Origin of the sequence: Serratia grimesii (genome assembly GCF_900186025.1) — a bacterium.
Taxonomy (GTDB): domain Bacteria; phylum Pseudomonadota; class Gammaproteobacteria; order Enterobacterales; family Enterobacteriaceae; genus Serratia; species Serratia grimesii.
In genome coordinates this window covers 2,560,259-2,581,771 of record NZ_LT883155.1, presented here as the reverse complement: position 1 = coordinate 2,581,771, position 21,513 = coordinate 2,560,259, and the positions used below count along the sequence as shown (strand labels likewise).

Sequence of the window (21,513 nt, the reverse complement as noted above, 5' to 3'; positions counted from 1 at the left end):
TTTCGTCATAAATGACGAAGCAAGGAGTGTGCATGAACCGCTTTATTATTGCGGACCCTAAATTGTGTATTGGCTGCAATACCTGCATGGCAAGTTGTTCTGCGGAACACCGGCAATATGGATTGCAGGCATTACCCCGCTTGCAGGTAATACGCAACGCCCGCGACTCTGCACCGGCAATGTGCCACCAGTGTGAAGACGCCCCCTGTGCACAGGTATGTCCGGTCAATGCTATCCGCCACCAAGATGACGCCATCGTACTGAACGAAAGCCTGTGCATCAGTTGCAAGCTGTGCGGCATTGCCTGTCCGTTCGGCGCCATTGGTTTCGGGGGCAGTACTCCGCTGGCGATCCCTGCGGACTGCAACACCCCGCTGGCATTGCCCGCGCCCAAAGCAGCGCGCCCGATCAGCCCCTTCCTGGATTGCGTACCCGGTGTCCGTGCCGTGGCGGTGAAGTGCGATCTCTGCGACTTCAGTGCCGATGGCCCCGCGTGTATCCGTACCTGTCCTACCCAGGCCATCCGTCTGGTGACTGATCATGACGTACGTAATGCAAGCGAGCAAAAAAGACGTAACGCCATGCAGGCGCTCAGTGCCGAGTTACCGTTCGTTGCCGCCCCTGAATCCCGCAAGGAGCCGAATTAATGATGTATACCATTACGCCCGATCCACTGTTGCTTCTGACATTGGCATTGGCGGGGTACTTGCTCTGCGCCCTGTTGAGCTGGCTAATCTCTCCTTGGCCACGTGTTAGCCAGCTACTGAGTGGCGGCAGCTTGTTGTGTGCTATAGCCACATTGCTGGCGGCCTTATCTATGCTGTTTACGCCGCTGCATAGCGCCCGCTTACCCTGGCTGAATTATGCCGTGGAAATCAGTGGCCCTAACGCACTGTTACTACTGGTGATTGCCCTCAGCGGTATCTGCACCGCGCTGTATCACGTAGGCTGCATATTGAGCTTAAACGCGCGCGTTCGCGGGCGAATTGGTGGTCTGACCAACCTGATGCTGTCGGCGTTAAGTGCCGCGGTGATGGCTGATAATGCATTGGCGCTGCTGTTACTGTTGGAGCTGGCCGCGTTGTGCGGCTATTTCCTGATAGTCCATGCCCCAGGAGCCAAAAGCCTGCGTGCCGGGCATAACCAGTTCTTACTGATGCGCTTGGGTACCTTGTTACTGGTTATCGCTTTCGCCCTGATTTATACCCATAGCCACAGTTTGGCCTTCAGCGTGATCCGCGCTACGCCATTGCCGGACGCACTGCGTAATGGCGTGTTTTTGTTGGCACTCACCGGGTTCGGCATCTTTGCCGGGGTGATGCCATTACATGCCTGGGTTCCTCAATCTCACAGTAGCTCACCGGCCTCCGCCGCCATGTTGTTTTCCAGTGCACTGATGAAAGTCGGCCTGCTGGGAATTATGAAAATAGGTATGGATCTGTTGGGCACACCGCCACTTTGGTGGGGCTTACTGGTGTTGCTGTTAGCCGCTGGGACCGCGTTTTTCGGCGGGCTGTATGCGCTGATGGAGCACGACCTGCGCCGCTTGCTGGCTTATCACACGCTGGAGAACATTGGCATCATCCTGTTGGGTATCGGTGGTGCGATGGTCGGCATGGCGCTACAAATGCCGCTATTGACCGCATTCGCCCTGATCGGCGGTCTGTTCCACTTGTTGAATCATAGCCTGTTCAAAAGCGCACTGCTTCTGGCGGCGGGTGCCATTGAGCAACAAACCGGCCTGAAAGACATGGAAAAAATGGGGGGACTCGCGCGGCTGATGCCCTGGACCGCGGTTGCCCTGTTGATTGGTCTGGTGTCGATGGCTGCACTGCCTCCTTTAAATGGGTTCGCCAGTGAATGGCTAATCTATCAGGGACTCTTCCGTTTCAGCGCAGCACCCAGCTTTATCGGGCATCTGTTTGGCCCGTTGCTGGCAGTGACCTTAGCCTTGACCGGTGCACTCGCGGTGATGTGCGTCAGCAAGGTATTTGGTGTCGCTTGCTTGGGCGCGCCGCGTAGCGCCGCTGCCAAGAATGCGGTTCAGGCCAACCTGTGGCTGACGCTCAGCCATGTACTGCCTGCATTACTGTGCTTGCTATGCGGTCTGGGCGCCCCCTGGATCGTCCCGCTGTTTGCCCGCTTGATTGGCACCCTGCCGGAACACAACCTGTCTGTGACTGATGCGCTGGTTTCTACTCCGCTGATCGCCATTTTATTGCTGGCGATGCCACTGCTGCCTTTGTTGATCGCGGCGCGTTATCAAACTCGTCGCCAGCCTCATCGGGTGCAAGGCAGTGCCTGGGCCTGCGGTTATGGGCATGAAGACGCAATGGTGATCACCGCTACCGGCTTTGCTCAGCCGTTGCGAGTAATGTTTGCCCCGCTGTATCAACTGCGACGCTGGCTGCCTGAGAAAGTCAGTGATGGGTTACACCGTAACGTATTCGTTACCTTCTGCCGCGGTCTGGCCGCCGTAGAGTTGGCGGTGCTGTTGGTTGTGGCTTTTGCCTGAGGAGATAACGATGACCTATCCCTATGTATTACTCGGCTTGGTACAGGCCCTGCTGTTACTGGCCGTTGCCCCGCTGTTTGCCGGGATCAGCCGGGTGCTGCGAGCCCGCATCCACACCCGACGTGGCCCCGGCGTATTACAGGAATACCGTGATATCGCCAAACTGCTCAAGCGTCAAAGCGTGGCACCGGGCGCTTCCGGCCTGACCTTTCGTACCATGCCTTATTTGTTGACCGGCACCTTGCTGGCCATCGCCTGTGCGCTACCGATGCTGACCACCGCCTCACCGCTGCCCGCCATCGGTGATGTGATCACACTGATCTATCTGTTCGCCGTAGTGCGCTTTGTGTTCGCTATCGCAGGATTGGATACCGGTAGCCCCTTCACCGCCATCGGTGCCAGCCGCGAAGCCGTGTTGGGCATTTTGGTTGAACCCATTTTACTACTCGGTTTGTGGGTAGCGGCATTGGTTGCGGGTTCCACCCAACTAAGCGCGATGGTGCAAAGCGTGTTGGGGTTGCCACACCACGCCGGGTTACCGCTGCTGTTGGCCGGCTTGGCCTGTGCGTTCGCCACCTACATCGAAATGGGCAAATTGCCGTTCGATATGGCTGAAGCGGAACAAGAGCTACAGGAAGGCCCGCTGACGGAATATTCCGGGGCTGAGCTAGGCATTCTGAAATGGGGCATCAGCCTCAAACAACTGGTGGTGTTGCAATTGTTCCTCGGCGTTTTCCTGCCCTGGGGGCAAGCGGCAGAACTCAACGCTTCGCAATTATTGGTTGGACTGGTACTGGCGCTGTTCAAGCTGCTGTGTGCCGTGGCACTGATTGCGGTTATCGAAAACAGCGTGGCGCGTTTGCGTTTCTTGAAAACCGCTTACACCACCTGGACCGGTTTTGGACTGGCGTTTCTGGCGCTGGTTTCCTGGCTGGTCGTCGGCTGAATAATGATTAAGGCAATCAACAATGACTAACGAACATCAAGGCCAGCACTATCTGGCGGCATTGCAGCAACAATTCCCCGCTGCCATGCTGGCGGCGGAATGGCAAACGGCCGACCAACTGACGGTGACCGTCAAACTCAACGCACTGCCGGAAGTAGTGGAATGGCTGTATTACCAACAGGGCGGCTGGCTGTCGGTGCTGTTTGGTAACGACGAACGCACGCTGTGTGGCAATTACGCGCTGTATTACGTGCTGTCGATGGAGCAAGGCACAAAATGCTGGATCACGGTACGCGCCGAAGTTGATGCTCAAACGCTGGAGTTTCCTTCCGTGACGCCACGGGTACCTGCTGCCGTTTGGGGTGAACGCGAAGTGCGCGATATGTATGGCCTGCGCCCGGTGGGTTTGCCAGATGAACGCCGACTGGTGCTGCCGGACGACTGGCCGGACGATCTCTACCCGTTGCGTAAAGACGCCATGGACTATCGTCAACGCCCCGCACCAACCACCGACGTGGAAACCTATCCGTTCCAGAGCCTGGCTGGTAGCAAAGCCAATGTCGTGCCTATTGGCCCATTGCATATTACGTCAGATGAACCGGGGCATTTCCGGTTGTTCGTGGACGGTGAAGACATCATCGATGCCGACTACCGGCTGTTCTACGTACACCGTGGGATGGAGAAACTGGCCGAAACCCGCATGGGTTACAACGAAGTGACCTTCTTGTCGGATCGCGTGTGCGGCATTTGCGGTTTTACGCATAGTGTGGCGTACACCAGTTCGGTAGAGAACGCGATGGGTATTCAGGTACCAGAACGTGCCCAAATGATCCGTTCGATCCTGCTGGAAGTGGAACGCCTGCACAGCCATCTGCTGAATTTGGGGCTAGCCTGCCACTTTGTCGGTTTTGACTCCGGTTTTATGCAGTTCTTCCGGGTGCGTGAACAGTCGATGAAGATGGCTGAGATACTGACCGGCGCGCGTAAAACCTATGGTTTGAACCTGATTGGTGGCATCCGTCGCGACATTCTGAAAGACGACATGTTGCAAACCTTGCGGCTGGCGGCACAAATGCGCAGTGAGCTGGTGGATCTGGTCGATATCTTGCTCAGTACGCCGAATACCGAACAACGTAGCCGAGGCGTTGGCCGTCTTGATCCTCAGGTGGCTCGTGACTACAGCAACGTGGGGCCGATGATCCGTGGCAGCGGCCACCGACGTGATACTCGTCTCGATCATCCGTTTGCCGGCTACGCCAAACTGCCGGTGGAATTGTGCGTTGAGGACGGTTGTGACGTCTACTCCCGGCTTAAAGTACGTATTCACGAAGTGTTCAACTCGCTTGGCATTATCGAGTTTGGTCTGCAAACCTTGCCAACTGGGCCGCTGGCCGTGGAGGGATTCACCTACATTCCACACCGCTTTGCCCTGGGCTTCGCCGAAGCGCCGCGTGGCGATGATATCCACTGGAGCATGACCGGCGACAACCAGAAACTGTTCCGTTGGCGCTGCCGTGCCGCAACCTATGCCAATTGGCCAACCCTGCGCTACATGCTGCGCGGCAATACCGTTTCTGACGCCCCGCTGATCATTGGCAGCCTGGATCCCTGCTATTCCTGTACCGACAGGATGACCATCGTCGACGTGCGTAAGCGCCAATCCATCATCGTGCCGTACAAAGAAATTGAGCGTTATGGCATCGAACGGAAAAACAAACCGTTCTAACCGGAGCCCATCATGCTGAAACTGATTAAAAAAGTGCTGAACACCGGGCCTGCCACCGTGGCCTATCCAGCCAAACCATTGGTCATTGACCCGAATTTTCGCGGCAAACCCGAATATAACCCGCAGCAATGCATTGCCTGTGGGGCTTGTGCTAACGCCTGTCCGTCTAATGCGTTGTCCATGTCGACCGACCTGACCACCGGCACAATACGTTGGCAGTTTTTTCTTGGTCGCTGCATCTTCTGTGCGCGCTGTGAAGAGGTCTGCCCAACCACCGCCATCCGACTTTCACAGGCATTCGAGCTGGCGGTGTGGCGCAAAGAGGATCTGTACGAACACGCCGACTTTGCCCTCTGCCATTGCCGCCAATGTGGCAAAGCCTATGCGTCGCAAAAAGAAATCGATTATGCGATTGCGCTGCTTGGACTGAGCAGTGCAGAAATGGCCGCCCGCCGTCCGCAGTTTGAAACCTGTCCTGCCTGTAAACAACAGCAAAACCTGACCCAGGCCGATCGCATTGACATTGGCCGTCATTTGACCCGGGAGGTCATCTCATGAATCCGCCACTGATTGGCCCACGCGATGAAAATGGCCTGCCGGTGCCGATCACCCTCGACGACAGTATCGCCAAGCTAAAAACTACCCTGCTGAAGGATATCCGCCGTTCGGCCTATGTTTACCGGGTGGACTGCGGCGGTTGCAATGGCTGTGAAATAGAGATTTTTGCCGCCATTTCGCCGCTGTTCGATGCCGAACGCTTCGGTATTAAAGTGGTTCCCTCACCTCGTCACGCCGATATTTTGCTGTTTACCGGGGCTGTCACCCGCGCCATGCGTATCCCGGCGATCCGTGCCTGGCAAGCCTCACCCGATCCGAAAATCAGCATCTCTTACGGTGCCTGCGGCAACAGCGGCGGCATTTTCCACGATCTCTACTGCGTATGGGGCGGCACCGATCGCATCGTACCGGTCGATGTCTATATCCCCGGTTGCCCGCCAACACCCGCCGCGACCATTTACGGTTTCGCCATGGCGCTCGGTCTGTTGGATCAGAAAATCAAAGGCCGTCAGCATGATGAAACCCAGGGTGAAGCGGCACATTTGCTGCATCCTGAACTCCCCCAACCGTTAAGGGTATTACTGGATCGGGAAGCCAGGCGGATGGCCGGCTACCGCTATGGTCGCCAAATCGCCGACCAGTTCATGCAATTGCTGGCAGCAGACAGTGCACTCCCCGTCGAACAACGCATTAGCGCTTACCTGCAACAACAAGACGATCTACGTCTGAGCGAGATTGTCGGCAACCTGCAAGGTATCTATCAGCGGGTACTGCGTGGAGAGTTGCGACTATGACCGGTTCTCAGGCTCAAGTGGTGTTTTACTCCCTAAGCCGTAAGTTCGTGCAAGAGAAAAAGGCCCCACCCAAAGCCCAAGAGGTGATCTATTACAGCCTGGCTATCGGCCACCATCTGGGTGTTATCGACTGCCTGGAGGCCAAACTCAGTTGCCCACTGACCGGGTTCCACGCATGGGTGGCCCACCTGCCCGTAGGCAGCACCGCCCGGCGCAAGCTTGAAGGGGTCGATCGCTTTGGGGAAATTTGTATCGACAGCAGCCATACCCACTTGTTAGCCACTGCCTTGAGTACCGCAGCGCCGCAGATGACCGTGGAACAGCAAGACTGGAGCCAGAAGCTGATCGCCCTGCTGCAATCGATTGAAAACGAACCTGCCATTTATCTAATGGTCCGGAGGCATGATGACTGACGTTCTATTGTGTGTAGGCAACTGCATGATGGGTGATGACGGTGCCGGACCGCTGCTGGCAGAACTCTGTGCCGGCAATCCCCCCGACGGCTGGACGGTGATTGACGGCGGCGCCGCACCGGAAAACGACATTGGCCATATCCGCGAGCTGCACCCCGATCGGCTGGTGATTGTCGATGCCACCGACATGGGGCTGGCCGCGGGTGAAACCCGGGTGATCGATGAAAAAGACATTGCCGACATGTTCATCATGACTACCCATAACCTGCCGCTCAACTTCCTGATCGACCAACTGCGCGAAACGGTGCCGGATATTACCTTTATCGGCATTCAGCCGGAGGTGGTGGCGTTTTACTACCCGATCGGCGCGGCAGTAAGGCAGGCAGTAACCACCCTGCATCAGCGGCTGCATGACTGGCCGCACCAGGGCGGCTACCCACAACTGGTGGTGACGAATGTCTGACGCGGCATCGTCAATTATGTCGATGCGTGGTCGGTCATATCGTCACATCCTCACTAATCCTATGTTTTTAATGGATTTTAATAATTGGCATGCTTTATGCCTAAAAGAAGTCACAACGTTTCTACTGCCATACCCTGCTGAAGGGTAACCCAGGAGTTATTGATGAACCGGTTTATCATCGCCGATCCCAAAAAATGCATCGGCTGCCGTACCTGTGAGATCGCCTGTGTGATGGCACACAGTGAAAGCCAGGAAATTTCAGCGCTAAATCCCGCCAGCTTCGCCCCGCGACTGCATGTGATCAAAGGCGTTAACGTCAGTACCGCCGTACTGTGCCGCCAGTGTGAAGACGCACCTTGTTCCAATGTGTGCCCCAACGGTGCGATCAGTCGCACCAACGGCATGGTACTGGTGATGCAAGAACGCTGCATCGGCTGCAAAACCTGTGTCGTCGCTTGTCCTTACGGCGCGATGGAAGTGATCACCCGCCCGGTTGTCCGCCAGAACGGCGCAGTGATGAGTGCCACCACCGAGAAAGCCGAAGCCCATAAATGCGACCTGTGTATCGGTCGTGATAGCGGCCCCGCCTGCATGGAAACCTGCCCAACTAATGCACTGCACTGCGTTGACCGCAATATGCTGCAAGAAATGAATGCCGAGAAACGTCGTCGCGCCGCGCTCGACACCCTGTCGTCACTGTTTTAGGAACTGAACCGATGAAAAAAATCACAACCGTCTGCCCTTACTGCGGTGCAGGCTGCAAAATGAAACTGGTGGTCGACAACGGGAAAATCATCCGTGCTGAGGCGGCTGATGGCGTGACCAATCAGGGCGAGCTGTGCCTGAAAGGTTATTACGGCTGGGACTTTCTAAACGATACCAAACTCTTGACCCCGCGCCTGAGCCAGCCGCTTATTCGCCGTGAGAAAGGCGGCAAGTTTGAGGCGGTCAGCTGGGATGAAGCGATTCGTTATACCGCGCAACGCTTACAACAGATCAAAGATAAACACGGTGCCAGCGCGATCATGCATACCGGCTCATCACGTGGCACCGGTAATGAAACCAACTACGTTATGCAGAAGTTTGCCCGTGCGGTGATTGGGACCAACAACGTTGACTGCTGCGCCCGTGTCTGTCATGGCCCGTCGGTGGCAGGTTTGCAGGCCACCTTGGGCAACGGCGCAATGAGCAACTCGATTGGCGATATCGAAAACTCTAAATGCCTGCTGGTCATCGGTTACAACTGTGCCGATTCGCACCCTATCGTGGCTCGCCGGGTGCTGAAGGCCAAAGAGAAAGGCGCGCAAATTATCGTCTGTGACCCGCGCCGTATCGAAACCGCACGTATTGCCGACCAACATTTGCAGATCAAAAACGGCTGTAACATGGCGCTGGTGAATGCCTTTGCCTATACGCTGATTGAAGAAAACCTGTATGACCGCGATTACGTGGCGAAATACACGGAAGGTTTCGAGGCTTACCGCCTACAGTTAGCGGATTATGCGCCAGAAGCCGTGGAACATCTGACCGGCGTTAGCGCCCAGCAAATTCGCCAGGCGATGCGCACCTACGCCAGTGCGCCTTCCGCCACCATCATGTGGGGCATGGGCGTGACTCAATTCGGTCAGGCTGTCGATGTGGTCAAAGGCCTTGCCAGTCTGGCGCTGCTTACCGGCAATCTGGGACGCGCTAATGTGGGGGTTGGCCCGGTACGTGGGCAGAACAACGTTCAGGGTGCCTGTGATATGGGCGTCCTGCCCAATGAGTTCCCAGGTTATCAGGCCGTCACCGACGCTGGCGTCCGCGCCAAATTCGCTGCGGCCTGGGGTATTGATGCCAGCAAGATGGATCCCAACGTCGGTTACCGCATTACCGAGATCCCACATTTGGTGCACGAAGGTAAAGTGAAGGCCTATTACATCATGGGGGAAGATCCGTTACAGACCGAAGCCGATCTGAGCCTGGTGCGTGGCGCGTTCGAGGCATTGGACTTTGTCGTGGTGCAAGACATCTTTATGACCAAAACCGCCGAACAGGCCGATGTGATCCTGCCTGCCACCTCCTGGGGTGAGCATGGTGGCGTATTCTCCTGTGCCGATCGCGGGTTCCAACGTTTCGAAAAAGCCATTGAGCCGCAGTACAACGTCAAACGCGATTGGGAAATCATCAGTCTGTTGGCGACCGAGATGGGCTATCCGATGCATTACGACGATAACCAGCAGATCTGGGACGAAATGCGCGAACTCTGCCCGCTGTTTTACGGTGCCACTTACGAAAAAATGGGCGAACTTGGCCATGTTCAATGGCCTTGTACCACGCTGGAAAGCCAGGGAACGCCTTATCTGTATCAGGGCAATCAGTTCACCACGCCGTCCGGTAAGGGCCAATTATTTGCCACCACCTGGCGTGCGCCAGCGGAAATCCCGGATGCAGACTACCCGCTGGTGCTCTGTACCGTGCGTGAGGTCGGCCATTACTCATGCCGTTCGATGACCGGTAACTGCGCCGCGTTGCAAACTCTGGCTGATGAACCCGGTTTCGTGCAGCTCAATCCACAGGATGCCGAAGCGCTGGGTATTGCCGATCAGCAACTGGTGTGGGTCAGCTCGCGCCGCGGCAAGGTCATCAGTCGCGCCAACTATAACGAACGCATCAATCTGGGGGCGGTATATATGACCTACCAATGGTGGATTGGGGCCTGTAACGAACTGACTCAAGAAAATCTGGACCCGGTCTCCAAAACGCCAGAAACCAAGTACTGCGCGGTAAAACTGGCGGCAATTAGCGATCAGAACTGGGCGGAAAATTATGCGCAACAGAGCTACAGCGACATGAAGGCCCGCCTGCGTCGCGCAGCAGAAGATGTGTTCTAAAGCGGCACCGTCAACTTTGTAGGGGGCGAATAATTCGCCCCGATAACCCGGTCGCAGCCATGCAGCGCCCCTACAAAACCCGCAGAAGGTAATTAACTATGTCCCATTCAGGATTACTGCTGCGCATCAGCGGCAAAGTACAGGGCGTCGGCTTCCGACCTTTTGTCTGGCAACTGGCCGAACAGCTCAACCTGCGTGGCGAAGTCTGGAACGACAGTGCTGGTGTGGAGATTCGTCTGGTACAGCCCGTCGAACTTGAGTTGTTCTTGCATGTATTGCACCAACAGGCGCCTCCGTTGGCGCAGATCGATCGCATTCAGCAATGGCCCTTTACCTGGCTGCACGCCCCCAATGATTTCAGCATCCGCCCCAGTCAGTCCGGCGCTATGGCTACGCACATCGTCCCGGACGCGGCGACCTGCCCACAATGCCTACAGGAAATGAATGATCCGCAGGATCGGCGTTACCGTTATCCCTTTATCAACTGCACGCATTGTGGCCCCCGTTTTACCCTTATTCGCACGATGCCTTATGATCGTCCGGCAACCAGCATGGCGCCATTCATTCTCTGCCCGCGCTGCGATCGGGAGTATCACGCCCCGCAAGACCGACGCTTTCATGCACAACCCGTGGCCTGTAGCGAATGTGGGCCACAGCTGTTCTGCTGTGGGGCGCAGGGAGAGCCACAGTATCAAGGCGAAGCGGCGTTGCAACAGGCTACCGTCGCCTTGGCTGCCGGACACATTGTGGCAATCAAGGGTCTGGGCGGTTTTCACCTGGCTTGTGACGCCACCAATACCCAGGCCGTCGATCGCCTTCGCCTACGGAAACGGCGACCGAGCAAACCGCTGGCGGTGATGTTACCGGATACCCGTTGGCTGGAGCGCTGTTCCGCTGACGTTGACCTGCCGCGGTTACAGGCATTATTGACGTCGCCTGCCGCGCCTATCGTCCTGACGGCACTGTCTGCCGAGTCACCGTTGTCCGAGGCTATTGCCCCACAATTGAATGAAGTGGGCTTAATGTTGCCCGCTAACCCAATTCAGCATCTCTTGATGCAAGAAATACAACGGCCGTTGGTGATGACCTCTGGCAATGCTGCAGGCCATGCGCCGGTATTAACGAATGACCAGGCGTTAACCGAGCTGACCGGAATTGCCGATCTGTGGCTCATGCACAATCGCGAGATCGTACAACGTGCGGACGATTCTCTCGTTCGTTTGCTGCCGAATGGCCATGAAATGCTACGCCGGGCGCGTGGATTCGTGCCTGACGCCCTGCCGCTACCGCCAGGCTTTCCTGCTCAGCAACCGTTGTTGGCCGTGGGTGGCGATCGTAAAAATACTTTTTGCCTGATCGCAGGAGATAACGCCCTGCTCAGCGCGCATTTTGGTGATTTAGAACGGGAGGATATCCAGCAACAGTGGCAACAGGCAATGCAGCATTTCATCGGCTTATACCATTGCCAACCGCAGCGGCTGGCAAGCGACGCTCATCCCGGTTATGTCAGCCACCAGTGGGCTGCGCGGCAATCGCTGCCGGTGACACCCGTGTTGCACCATCATGCACATTTGGCCGCTTGTCTGGCTGAGCATCACTGGCCGCTGGACGGCGGTGCCCTGATCGGCCTGGCGTTAGACGGTCTCGGTTATGGGCAGAACGGTGCTTTGTGGGGTGGAGAATGCCTGTTATTTGATTACCGTCGTTGCCGCCATCTGGGTGGCCTGCCGGCAGTCGCGCTGCCCGGCGGCGATCGTGCCGCACAACAACCTTGGCGTAATCAGCTCGCGCACTTTGCACGTTTCGTACCGGACTGGCAACGCTATCCACAGGCTAAACCGTTGCTGCAAACCCCATGGCAACCGCTGCTACACGCAATTAACGCCGGTATTAATGCGCCGTTAGCCTCTTCATGCGGTCGTTTGTTTGATGCCGCAGCAGCGGCGCTGGGTTATGCCCCTGCACAGCAAAGTTGGGAGGGAGAAGCAGCCAGCATTTTTGAAGCTCTTGCCCATCAAAGTGAGCCTTGCCCTCACCCTGTTACGTTACCGCTTCACGGTAATCAGTTGGATTTATCCGTGTTCTGGCAGCAATGGCTGGGCTGGCAGGCCCCCGCCGCGCAACAGGCTTGGGCGTTCCATGATGCGTTGGCGCAAGGGTTTGCGAATATGGCCAAACATTTTGCTGCTCAACATGGCATTAAGCATGTGGCGGTAAGTGGTGGTGTTTTGCACAACCGTCTGCTGCGTCAACTTCTGCAGCACCATCTGGCCCCTTTGCAAATACTGCTGCCACAGCAATTGCCTGCGGGTGATGGCGGGCTGGCGCTGGGTCAGGCGCTGGTCGCCTGCGCCCAACACTCTCCGGCTTCTTCTTCTACCTTTGACAGGACCTGACATGTTAAACCGCGAGTTTTTCCACACCCATACCCGCGCCTTTTGGTTATTACTGGCGCTGGTGGCGCTAAATCTGTTGGCCTGGGGGGCCGCTTTTGCCGCCTTCCATCGCTACCCGGCGTTAATCGCCGCCGCTTTGCTCGCTTATGGCTATGGGCTGCGTCATGCGGTGGATGCTGACCATATCGCCGCTATCGATAATGTTACGCGCAAACTGATGCAGCAAGGCCAGCGCCCGGTTTCCGTCGGCGCATTCTTCTCTTTGGGCCACTCCAGCATTGTGATCCTGGCCTGCATTGCCATTGCCGCCACTTCATTGGCCTTTGGCGACCGCATTGGCTGGCTGCATCAGTATGGTGCGACACTGGGCACGCTCATCTCTTCACTGTTCCTGCTGGCCATGGCGCTATTAAACTGGCTGATTTTCCGCGATGTTTACCGAATTTTCCGTCAGGCGAAACGCGGAGAAAAATTGGTGGAACAAGATGTGGCTCTGCTGGTTAACGGTAGCGGCGGTGTGATGACACGCCTGTATCGCTTTGCTTTTAATCTGGTGAATAAAAGCTGGCATATGTATCTGGTCGGTTTTTTGTTTGGTCTGGGTTTTGACACCGCCACCGAAGTCGGTCTGTTGGGTATCTCCGCGGCAGGCGCCACGTCCGGCCTGTCGGTCTGGTCGATTATGCTGTTCCCGTTGCTTTTCGCCAGCGGCATGGCGCTGATCGACTCACTGGATAACTTTGTGATGGTCGGCGCTTATGGCTGGGCCTTCAATAAACCGATCCGCAAGCTGTATTACAATATGACCATTACCGGCACCAGCGGGGTGATTGCTTTGGTGATTGGGGGCCTGGAAGGTTTAGGTTTGTTGGCCGACAAACTGGGGTTACAAGGCGGCCTTTGGCACGGTGTTGAGATTCTCAATGCCCATATGGGCAGCGTCGGTTACGCCGCTATCGTGCTGTTTGTGCTGCTGTGGGCATTGTCCGCGCTGAATTACCGGCGCAAAAACTATGATTCGCTGACCTTTTAGTCCCCATTATCGGCAGCCCAACTATCCTGGTTTGGGCTGCCACCAGCGTGGACTCTGATTAACGGATAATATAGGTCCCCTTACCTGCGGATTTTGCCCGATACATGGCATCGTCCGCTTTGGTCAGCAGGGCCTCGGCGGTAATATCACCGCCAGAAGTAATGGCTGCACCGATACTGGCGGAGAGATTCACTTTTTGATTGCCGACCCTTTCCATTGCCGCCAGCTTGACCAGTACACTTTCGCAAAAGGCACTGACCTGCAGTTGTGGGTGTGCCAAAGGCCAGAGGATAACCGTAAACTCATCACCGGCGAGGCGTGAAACGCTGTGATGAGGCCCGGCACAGGCATTGAGCAATTCTGCAAAGGTTTTCAGAATAAGATCGCCGAAATCATGGCCAAAGCTGTCGTTAAGCATTTTGAAACCATCAAGATCGATAAACAACAACGCCATCTGCTGCTGTGGGCAACAAGCCTGAAGCGTTGCGCCTAACCGGAGCAGGAAAGCCCGCCGATTGGTTAGCCCGGTCAGCATGTCATGAGAGACGTCGTATTCTAACCGCCGCTGCAAACGTTTAAGCTCGGTAATATCCATGGACAGAATATAGAAGCCCTGGGTTTCACTGGGTACCAGGGTGGTATGAATGATCGCTGTCCCCTGGCGCGTTTGCAGCTCATTCTCAAAGCTGACGGTTTCCCCCTGTAACGCCCGCTCGATCATCGGTCTGGCTACGGCATAAGCCTCGTCGCCCATAAATGCCTGTACGGTCATCGTATTGAGCTGAGATTCATCCAGACCAAACCAGCTTTTGTAAGCACTGTTGGCGAACAGATAACGCTCATTGACGTCAATCTGACTGATCAAGGCCGGCATATTATCGGTAATGGCCCGCAGGCGTTCTTTCTCACTACTCAGTTGCAGCTCGGTGAGTGCCCGATTGGCAATCTCATGATTGAGTTTATTGACGGCAAAATTCAACTCACGGGTACGTGTCACTACCCTGTCTTCCAGCTCATGTTGCAGTGCATAGAGGTCAGCCTCGGCCGCTTTACGCTCGCTGATATCGACAATGACCGAGATAAAATGATGAGGCTCTCCATTCGGCAAACGATTGAGCGACACCGTCAGTTGAACCCAAATTGTTGAACCATCAGCGCGGATGTAGCGCTTTTCCATCGAATAGGTGTCTATTTCATTGGCTAACAGTTGTTTCAACAGCCCGAGATCAGTGTGCAGGTCTTCGCGATAGGTGATGTCTTGGAAGGTGCGATCCAGCAATTCTCTCTCAGAATATCCCAGCATTTCACAGATCCGCGGGTTCACCCGTAGCCAATATCCCTCCAGCGAGACCAGAGCCATGCCCACTGCCGCCTGTGCAAAGGTCTGCTCAAACAGGGCTTCGGTACGTTGCAGGTTTGATTTCAGACTCTCGGTATAGATATCACGCTCAATACTGTGCAAATACTCTTCGATAACGGCGGCAAAATCGCGTAAATCATGCACCATCTCTGAGGAGAACGCCTGTGGGTGACCGTCGATAATGCATAGGGTGCCTAACGGCAGACCGTCCAGTGACAACAAGGGTTGCCCGGCATAAAAACCGATCTTGGGCCCGCCGGTGACCAAGGGGTTGTCAAAGAAACGCGGGTCAACCGCAGTATCCGGCACCACCAACGCGTCACGCTGCAAAATGGCGTGACCGCAAAACGAAATATTGCGTGGGGTTTCCCGTGCCTCCAGGCCCGAGCGAGAAAGGAACCATTGGCGCTCGCGATCGATTAACGAAATCAGGGCAATACTGACGCCAAAATATTTGGCGGCCAGGCGCGTGAGCCGGTCTAATTTCTCTACTGAATTCGTGTCCAGTATGTTCAGTGAATGCAGAACCGATAGCCGTTCGGTTTCATTTTCTGGAAAACAGGGTTCGTACATAGGTTACTCCGGCTTATAACTGGGCGATGCTGATTCACAACCTGCATGGCTAGCCGTTACCCTTAATGGCTTAACACCGCACCGTAACTGACTTATTTCATTCAGCTTAGACGGTTCTGCTGGTTTTACTGACTCAGGAGAAGAATTAATCATGCAGACAAAACATCAATAAAACCCCCTATATTTTAGATTTAACGACAATAACCACCCGTTTACTATGGTTATGCCATCCTAAATTCGCTCAATTTCTAAGCAACGATTTATTTATAATAAGTTATTGCTTAAAAAACACCCAAGCGTAAACCTGGCTACGATCAGAAAATTGTCAGCAAAATAAGTGCATTGGGTTAGTACCCCTACTTTTATTGCGGGCGCAATACGTGCCTTGTCAACTTTCCCGTTACGTCCATACGGTGGCATTATTGGCTAATAAAGCACCAATTTATTGATTTTTATCGAAAAAACAATAATTACCCCCCGGCTAAATAACTATTGAGCCGGGGGGTAAAAAGCCATATATTGGGCGCGTTTTTCTCACGGTAGTTAATTGTTGCATTCAATAATTCAACTCGGGCGGTATCGATACCCCCAGTTGTAGGAGAGATATGATGACGGATAAAGTCCGTATTGATAATTTAGGTGTGAGTTCAAAAAATGTAAACAACGAAACATATTTAGCGAGGCAAGCTGAATTTGAATCGAATGTCAGGAGTTACCCCCGCAAATTGCCGTTAGCAATTGCGAAAGCCCAAGGCGTGTGGATCACGGATGTTGAGAATAATCAATATCTTGATTGCCTGGCTGGTGCGGGTACGCTGGCTCTGGGTCATAACCATCCTGACGTCCTCCAAAGCATCCAAAATGTCATTACCAGCGGCTTGCCGTTACATACACTCGATCTGACAACACCGTTGAAAGATGAGTTCTCAGCTTATTTACTCTCTTTATTGCCAGGACAGGGCCAGGAATATTGTCTGCAGTTCTGTGGCCCATCGGGCGCAGATGCGGTAGAAGCCGCACTGAAACTGGCAAAAAAATACACCGGCCGTTCTGGTGTGATCAGCTTCTCCGGTGGCTATCACGGCATGACGCACGGTGCGCTGGCGGTAACAGGTAACCTGTCGCCGAAAGAAGCGATCAACGGCATGATGCCGGAAGTCCAGTTTATGCCTTACCCGCATGAGTACCGTTGCCCGCTAGGCATCGGCGGCGAAGCTGGCGTTAAAGCACTGACTTACTATTTCGAAAATCTGATTAACGACGTCGAAAGCGGCGTGCGCAAACCTGCGGCCGTTATTCTGGAAGCCGTTCAGGGTGAAGGTGGCGTTAACCCGGCCCCTGTAGAGTGGTTGCAACGTATTCGCAAAGTCACTCAGGAACACGGCATTCTGCTGATCATCGACGAGGTTCAGGCTGGTTTTGCCCGCACGGGTAAATTCTTCGCTTTCGAACACGCAGGCATTGAGCCAGACATCATTGTGATGTCCAAAGCTGTTGGCGGCGGTTTGCCACTGGCAGTATTGGGTATCAAGAAAGAGTTTGACGCCTGGGAGCCTGGCCACCATACCGGCACCTTCCGTGGTAACCAATTGGCGATGGCCACTGGCCTGACCACCCTGCAGCATCTTAAAGATAACCACGTTGCGGATAAGGTTGCCGCACAAGGTGAATGGCTGAAAGCTAAACTGGCCGAGCTGCAAAAACGTTACCCGGTGATTGGTCACGTGCGTGGTCTGGGCTTAATGATTGGCATGGAAATCGTTAAACCAAACGAAGCGCAGGATCATATGGGTTGCTACCCGGCTGACGGTCAGTTGTCTGCTCTGCTGCAGAAAAAATGCTTCGATGCAGGCTTGATCCTGGAGCGTGGTGGCCGTAACGGTAACGTACTGCGTCTATTACCTTCCCTGCTGATCTCTAACGATGAACTGGGCATTTTCCTGGACAAATTTGAACAGGCCCTGTTAGCCGCAGGCGTTAAGCCTGTAGGTATGGAGTGAATTCGATGTCCCGGTTAAACCCGATTCTGGCAGCCTCGGCGCAAAGCACCGACGCATACCAGCAAGCGATCGAGCAAAGTAGCCAGGCGGTAGTGCAGTGGCTGCAACAACCCGAGATGTACCAAGGGAAAACCGTTGCCGAACTGCGTGAACGCATTACGCTTGATTTTAATCCTCAGGGCCTGGGTAACCAGGCGGCAATCGAACGTGCGATTGAGTACTTTTTAAAAGACAGCCTGTCGGTGCATCACCCACAGTGCGTCGCGCATTTGCATTGCCCAAGCCTGGTGATTAGCCAAGCTGCTGAGGTGTTGATTAACGCCACCAACCAAAGCATGGATTCCTGGGATCAAAGCCCGTCAGCCACCATCATCGAGATGAAGCTGATTGAATGGTTGCGCACCCAGGTAGGTTATCAGCCTGGCGATGCAGGCGTGTTCACCAGTGGTGGCACTCAGAGCAATCTGATGGGTCTGATGCTGGCACGCGATGCTTTCTTCGCCAAACAAGGCCATTCTGTGCAACAGGATGGCTTGGTGGGTAATCTGCGTAAGATTAAAGTGTTATGTTCTGAGAATGCCCATTTCTCTGTGCAAAAGAACATGGCGTTGCTCGGTCTGGGTTATCAATCCGTCACGCTGGTGAAAACCGATCAATTCGCCCGAATGGATCTGAACGATTTGGCCGAAAAACTGGCGCAAGCCAAGGCCAATGACGAGCAGATCCTGGCGATTGTCGCCACTGCAGGTACTACTGATGCCGGGGCGATCGACCCACTGCGCGGTATTGCAGAATTGGCTGCGGAGCACCAGATTTGGGTGCATGTTGATGCCGCCTGGGGCGGTGCGTTACTGCTTTCCGAGAAGTACCGTGATTACCTGGATGGTATTGAATTGGTGGATTCCATTACTCTGGACTTCCATAAACAATTCTTCCAAACCATCAGCTGCGGCGCTTTCTTGTTGAAAGAGGCCCGTCACTATGAACTGATGCGTTATCAGGCGGCTTACCTGAACTCCGAGTTTGACGAAGCTCAGGGCGTGCCTAACCTGGTCTCTAAATCCTTGCAGACCACCCGCCGTTTTGATGCCTTAAAACTGTGGATGGGATTAGAGGCATTGGGACAACAGCAATACGCAGCGATCATCGATCACGGCGTGACGCTGGCACAGCAAGTTGCACACTATATCGGTGACCAACCGGCGCTGGAACTGGTGATGCAACCACAATTGGCCAGCGTACTGTTCCGCTACCGTCCTGAAACATTGACTGCGCGCGGCGACGCGGCAGTCGCGTTGATGAACCAGCGGATTGGTGATGCGTTGCTGGAGTCAGGCCGTGCCAACGTTGGGGTGACCGAATTTAATGGCGTTACCTGCCTGAAAATGACGTTGTTAAACCCAACGGTCAGCCTGGACGATATCAAAGTCCTGCTGGCGCTAGTGGATAAAACTGCACAGCAGTTGCCTGCCGCCTAATCTGCCCTAACCCGCAGTGAAAAGCCGATAACATTCCCGTTATCGGCTTTTTTATTACTAAAACTGCCTTATTCGTAATCGATAATCCCTAATTGCTTTGCCATAAACAACTCATTGCGCTCAACAATTTCCTCAATGATTTTCCCATCGTCACCAAACCGAAAATAAGTTAACGATGTCCAGGTCACATCTTTGCCAGTGACATCAAAGCCGTGCCAACTATTAGATCCTTTTGCCACATGAGTTAATGCCACGACAACGGTGTCGGAGGTGACAACTTCTTTTTGAAACGTCGTATGAATGGATTCATAGCGATCGGTGACATTCGCGCGCAATGCTGTTTTGAAAGGCGCCAAACCGACAACAGGCGCGGCGCAGTCAGGTCTGTGAATAACGACATTATCTGCAAAGAAGTCGGAAACCCGTTCTACATTCTTGCCATCAACACATATTGAAAAATAGTCTTTTACAACACGTAAAATATCCGTCATGCATAGCTCCATATTCGTGATCTTCAGCGTCGATAACCTTCGCTATAAGGCTGCAGGTATAGTGTCAATTCCAATCGCATTGAAAAAGTCTTATTCTGGAAATCACATTTCCACCAATGGAAAAAGGCTAATGGACCGCTGGACAGAGTATGAGCTTTTTGTGAAAACTGCCGAGTTGGGTAGCATCAGTAAAGCGGCAGAAGCGCTGAGTTTGTCGAACGCGGCAGCAAGCCGCCACCTGGTGGCATTGGAGGATAGACTCGGCGTAAGATTGATAGAACGGAGCACCCGTAGGCTATTTGTTACTGAGGTCGGTAGGCAGTTTTACGAGAATGCCAAAGTTGCGCTCAGCGCAATGCAAAATGCAACCGACGCCGTTACCGCGAGTAAAGATCAACCCGCTGGGGTGTTACGCGTGACGGGATCATTATCACTTTGCCTTCAGTTAATTTTCCCTTTAATACCTAAGTTCAAACAACTCTATCCCGATGTCCGCTTAGATATCGTTGCAGAGAACCGTTATTACGACATTATTGACGATAATATCGACATCGCTATTCGCACCAGAGAAAATGAACCCGACACAAGTCTGATTGTGCGAAGATTAACGGAAACAAAACGCGTTTTAGCCGCAACACCTGAATATTTAAAACACCACGGTTACCCTAATCACCCGTTAGAACTGGCTGAGCATCAACTACTGCTATATTCCTACGCTAACGATCCTTATAAAATGGTTTTTCAACGGGGCGACGAGTCAGTCACCACATTTCTCACGCCTTATGTTGAAGCCAATGATGGTTTTCTTATTCGTCGTGCCGCACTGCAAAATCTGGGTATTTTGGCCCAACCCACCTATGTCATTCATGAGGATCTGCAATCAGGTCGCTTAATCCCCGTCTTAAGCGACTGGGAACTCCCCAAACTGGCCGTCAATATGGTCTATACCTCACGATTACATTTACCTGCAAAAACAAGGGCTTTTATCGACTTTCTTATCAACGAGCTGCAGCCGTAGACTTTCCAGCCCCCATAAACCCGTGCCCCACACGTCGAGGCGGCGGGCTGACGCTTCCCTATCACCAAGGCACAACTTTGCCCAGATAGTCGAGGTAATGCAGCCCTGAACGCCCGTGATACGCTTCGATAGTATTGAGCAAATTCGGAATGCTTTCTTCGATGCTCAGACGCCCTTCTGACCCACCTAATTCAGTACGCACCCAGCCGGGTGCCATCAACAGCAGAGTCCGAGGATCGTCACTGTTACGTGCCGCATAGCTGCGCATCAGCATATTTAGCGCGGATTTGCTGGCCCGATAGACTTCAAACTTGCCATTGGTGTTATTCGTTAGGCTCCCTTGTCCAGAGGACATTACGCCAATCGTGCCTGTAGGAACGACCACGTCCTTAAAGGTTTCGATGACACGCATGGGGCTCAGTGCATTGGTCACCATTACCCGAGTGAACTCTTCGGTCGAGACGTCTGCGATTGTTTCACGATCGTCATTTTTAACGCCTGCATTAACAAACAACAGGTCAACATGCCGATCGCGGAGTCGTTCATGTAAGGCACTCACCTGCTCAGGCTCCGTGATATCCGTGGTCTCTACCTCAAGATTTTCAGGGTACTTTTCAGCCAAACGGTAAAGAGCGTCTTTAGACGATGCACGCCCAGTGGCGATCACTTTGTTACCACGTTTTAAGCACTCTTCCACCATGGCAAACCCCAGACCACGGGAAGCACCGATAAGCAGGACAGTTTTTTGTTGTGAAGACGGTGTTGCCATTGTTCAGTTCCTCTGCATTTCTGTTGTTTTGTCGTGTAGAAAATATAACTATGCGGAGTAGATTGCGGAAGAAGCAGCATTTGCACTTATAACATGCACCAGACGCC

At 54.0% G+C, this 21,513-nt stretch carries 18 protein-coding genes; 15 read left to right on the top strand and 3 right to left on the bottom strand.

Going from position 1 to position 21,513, the window contains the following annotated elements; genetic code table 11:
* Positions 1–32: 32 nt before the first annotated feature.
* From SGBXF1_RS12185 to SGBXF1_RS12130, 12 genes are all read left to right on the top strand, one after another.
* On the top strand, positions 33–647 hold the full coding sequence (locus tag SGBXF1_RS12185; protein WP_061806229.1) for a 4Fe-4S dicluster domain-containing protein: 615 nt from the start codon (positions 33–35) through the stop codon (positions 645–647).
* Positions 647–2,515, top strand: coding sequence for a proton-conducting transporter transmembrane domain-containing protein (locus tag SGBXF1_RS12180; protein ID WP_186426882.1), 1,869 nt, complete (start codon positions 647–649; stop codon positions 2,513–2,515). The genes SGBXF1_RS12185 and SGBXF1_RS12180 overlap by 1 nt, the downstream gene beginning before the upstream one ends.
* Before the next feature lie 10 nt (positions 2,516–2,525).
* Positions 2,526–3,461, top strand: coding sequence for a respiratory chain complex I subunit 1 family protein (locus SGBXF1_RS12175; RefSeq protein ID WP_186426881.1), 936 nt, complete (start codon positions 2,526–2,528; stop codon positions 3,459–3,461).
* Between the two features lie 22 nt (positions 3,462–3,483).
* Positions 3,484–5,187: a hydrogenase large subunit gene (locus tag SGBXF1_RS12170; RefSeq protein ID WP_061806226.1), complete on the top strand. Its 1,704-nt coding sequence runs from the start codon at positions 3,484–3,486 to the stop codon at positions 5,185–5,187.
* Positions 5,188–5,199: 12 nt separating this feature from the next.
* Positions 5,200–5,745: a formate hydrogenlyase complex iron-sulfur subunit gene (locus tag SGBXF1_RS12165; RefSeq protein WP_186426880.1), complete on the top strand. Its 546-nt coding sequence runs from the start codon at positions 5,200–5,202 to the stop codon at positions 5,743–5,745.
* Positions 5,742–6,539, top strand: coding sequence for an NADH-quinone oxidoreductase subunit B family protein (locus SGBXF1_RS12160; RefSeq protein WP_037415228.1), 798 nt, complete (start codon positions 5,742–5,744; stop codon positions 6,537–6,539). Before SGBXF1_RS12165 ends, SGBXF1_RS12160 begins: the two co-directional genes overlap by 4 nt.
* Positions 6,536–6,952 (top strand): formate hydrogenlyase maturation HycH family protein, encoded by a 417-nt coding sequence (locus SGBXF1_RS12155; protein ID WP_186426879.1) that lies wholly within the window; start codon positions 6,536–6,538, stop codon positions 6,950–6,952. The genes SGBXF1_RS12160 and SGBXF1_RS12155 overlap by 4 nt, the downstream gene beginning before the upstream one ends.
* Entirely contained in the window at positions 6,945–7,415 is a 471-nt protein-coding gene (gene hycI, locus SGBXF1_RS12150) for a hydrogenase maturation peptidase HycI (protein ID WP_186428502.1), read from the top strand. Before SGBXF1_RS12155 ends, hycI begins: the two co-directional genes overlap by 8 nt.
* A gap of 162 nt (positions 7,416–7,577) precedes the next feature.
* Positions 7,578–8,120, top strand: a complete 543-nt coding sequence (gene hydN / locus SGBXF1_RS12145) for an electron transport protein HydN (RefSeq protein WP_037415222.1) — start codon at positions 7,578–7,580, stop codon at positions 8,118–8,120.
* An 11-nt stretch (positions 8,121–8,131) separates the two neighbouring features.
* Complete coding sequence (gene fdhF / locus SGBXF1_RS12140) at positions 8,132–10,288, top strand: formate dehydrogenase subunit alpha (protein WP_186426878.1); 2,157 nt, start codon at positions 8,132–8,134, stop codon at positions 10,286–10,288.
* Positions 10,289–10,386: 98 nt separating this feature from the next.
* Positions 10,387–12,684 carry a carbamoyltransferase HypF gene (gene hypF / locus SGBXF1_RS12135; RefSeq protein WP_186426877.1) on the top strand — a complete coding sequence of 766 codons (2,298 nt, stop codon included), beginning with the start codon at positions 10,387–10,389 and terminating at the stop codon, positions 12,682–12,684.
* Position 12,685: 1 nt separating this feature from the next.
* Complete coding sequence (locus tag SGBXF1_RS12130; RefSeq protein WP_186426876.1) at positions 12,686–13,717, top strand: HoxN/HupN/NixA family nickel/cobalt transporter; 1,032 nt, start codon at positions 12,686–12,688, stop codon at positions 13,715–13,717.
* A 58-nt stretch (positions 13,718–13,775) separates the two neighbouring features.
* On the opposite strand, the gene SGBXF1_RS12125 is transcribed toward SGBXF1_RS12130, so the two are convergent.
* Complete coding sequence (locus SGBXF1_RS12125) at positions 13,776–15,650, bottom strand: PAS domain S-box protein (protein ID WP_061806219.1); 1,875 nt, start codon at positions 15,648–15,650, stop codon at positions 13,776–13,778.
* 608 nt (positions 15,651–16,258) lie between these two features.
* Between SGBXF1_RS12125 and SGBXF1_RS12120 the strand changes: the two genes are divergently transcribed.
* Entirely contained in the window at positions 16,259–17,650 is a 1,392-nt protein-coding gene (locus SGBXF1_RS12120; RefSeq protein WP_037415171.1) for a diaminobutyrate--2-oxoglutarate transaminase, read from the top strand.
* 5 nt (positions 17,651–17,655) lie between these two features.
* Positions 17,656–19,128: a pyridoxal phosphate-dependent decarboxylase family protein gene (locus SGBXF1_RS12115; protein ID WP_186426875.1), complete on the top strand. Its 1,473-nt coding sequence runs from the start codon at positions 17,656–17,658 to the stop codon at positions 19,126–19,128.
* Positions 19,129–19,196: 68 nt separating this feature from the next.
* Here the strand turns inward: SGBXF1_RS12115 and SGBXF1_RS12110 are convergent, their stop codons facing one another.
* Positions 19,197–19,619 (bottom strand): ester cyclase, encoded by a 423-nt coding sequence (locus SGBXF1_RS12110; protein ID WP_037415166.1) that lies wholly within the window; start codon positions 19,617–19,619, stop codon positions 19,197–19,199.
* A gap of 130 nt (positions 19,620–19,749) precedes the next feature.
* Here SGBXF1_RS12110 and SGBXF1_RS12105 point away from each other — a divergent pair, with 130 nt between their 5' ends.
* Positions 19,750–20,637, top strand: coding sequence for a LysR family transcriptional regulator (locus SGBXF1_RS12105; RefSeq protein WP_130380686.1), 888 nt, complete (start codon positions 19,750–19,752; stop codon positions 20,635–20,637).
* Positions 20,638–20,698: 61 nt separating this feature from the next.
* On the opposite strand, the gene SGBXF1_RS12100 is transcribed toward SGBXF1_RS12105, so the two are convergent.
* Positions 20,699–21,406 carry an SDR family NAD(P)-dependent oxidoreductase gene (locus SGBXF1_RS12100; RefSeq protein WP_186426874.1) on the bottom strand — a complete coding sequence of 236 codons (708 nt, stop codon included), beginning with the start codon at positions 21,404–21,406 and terminating at the stop codon, positions 20,699–20,701.
* Positions 21,407–21,513 lie beyond the last annotated feature (107 nt).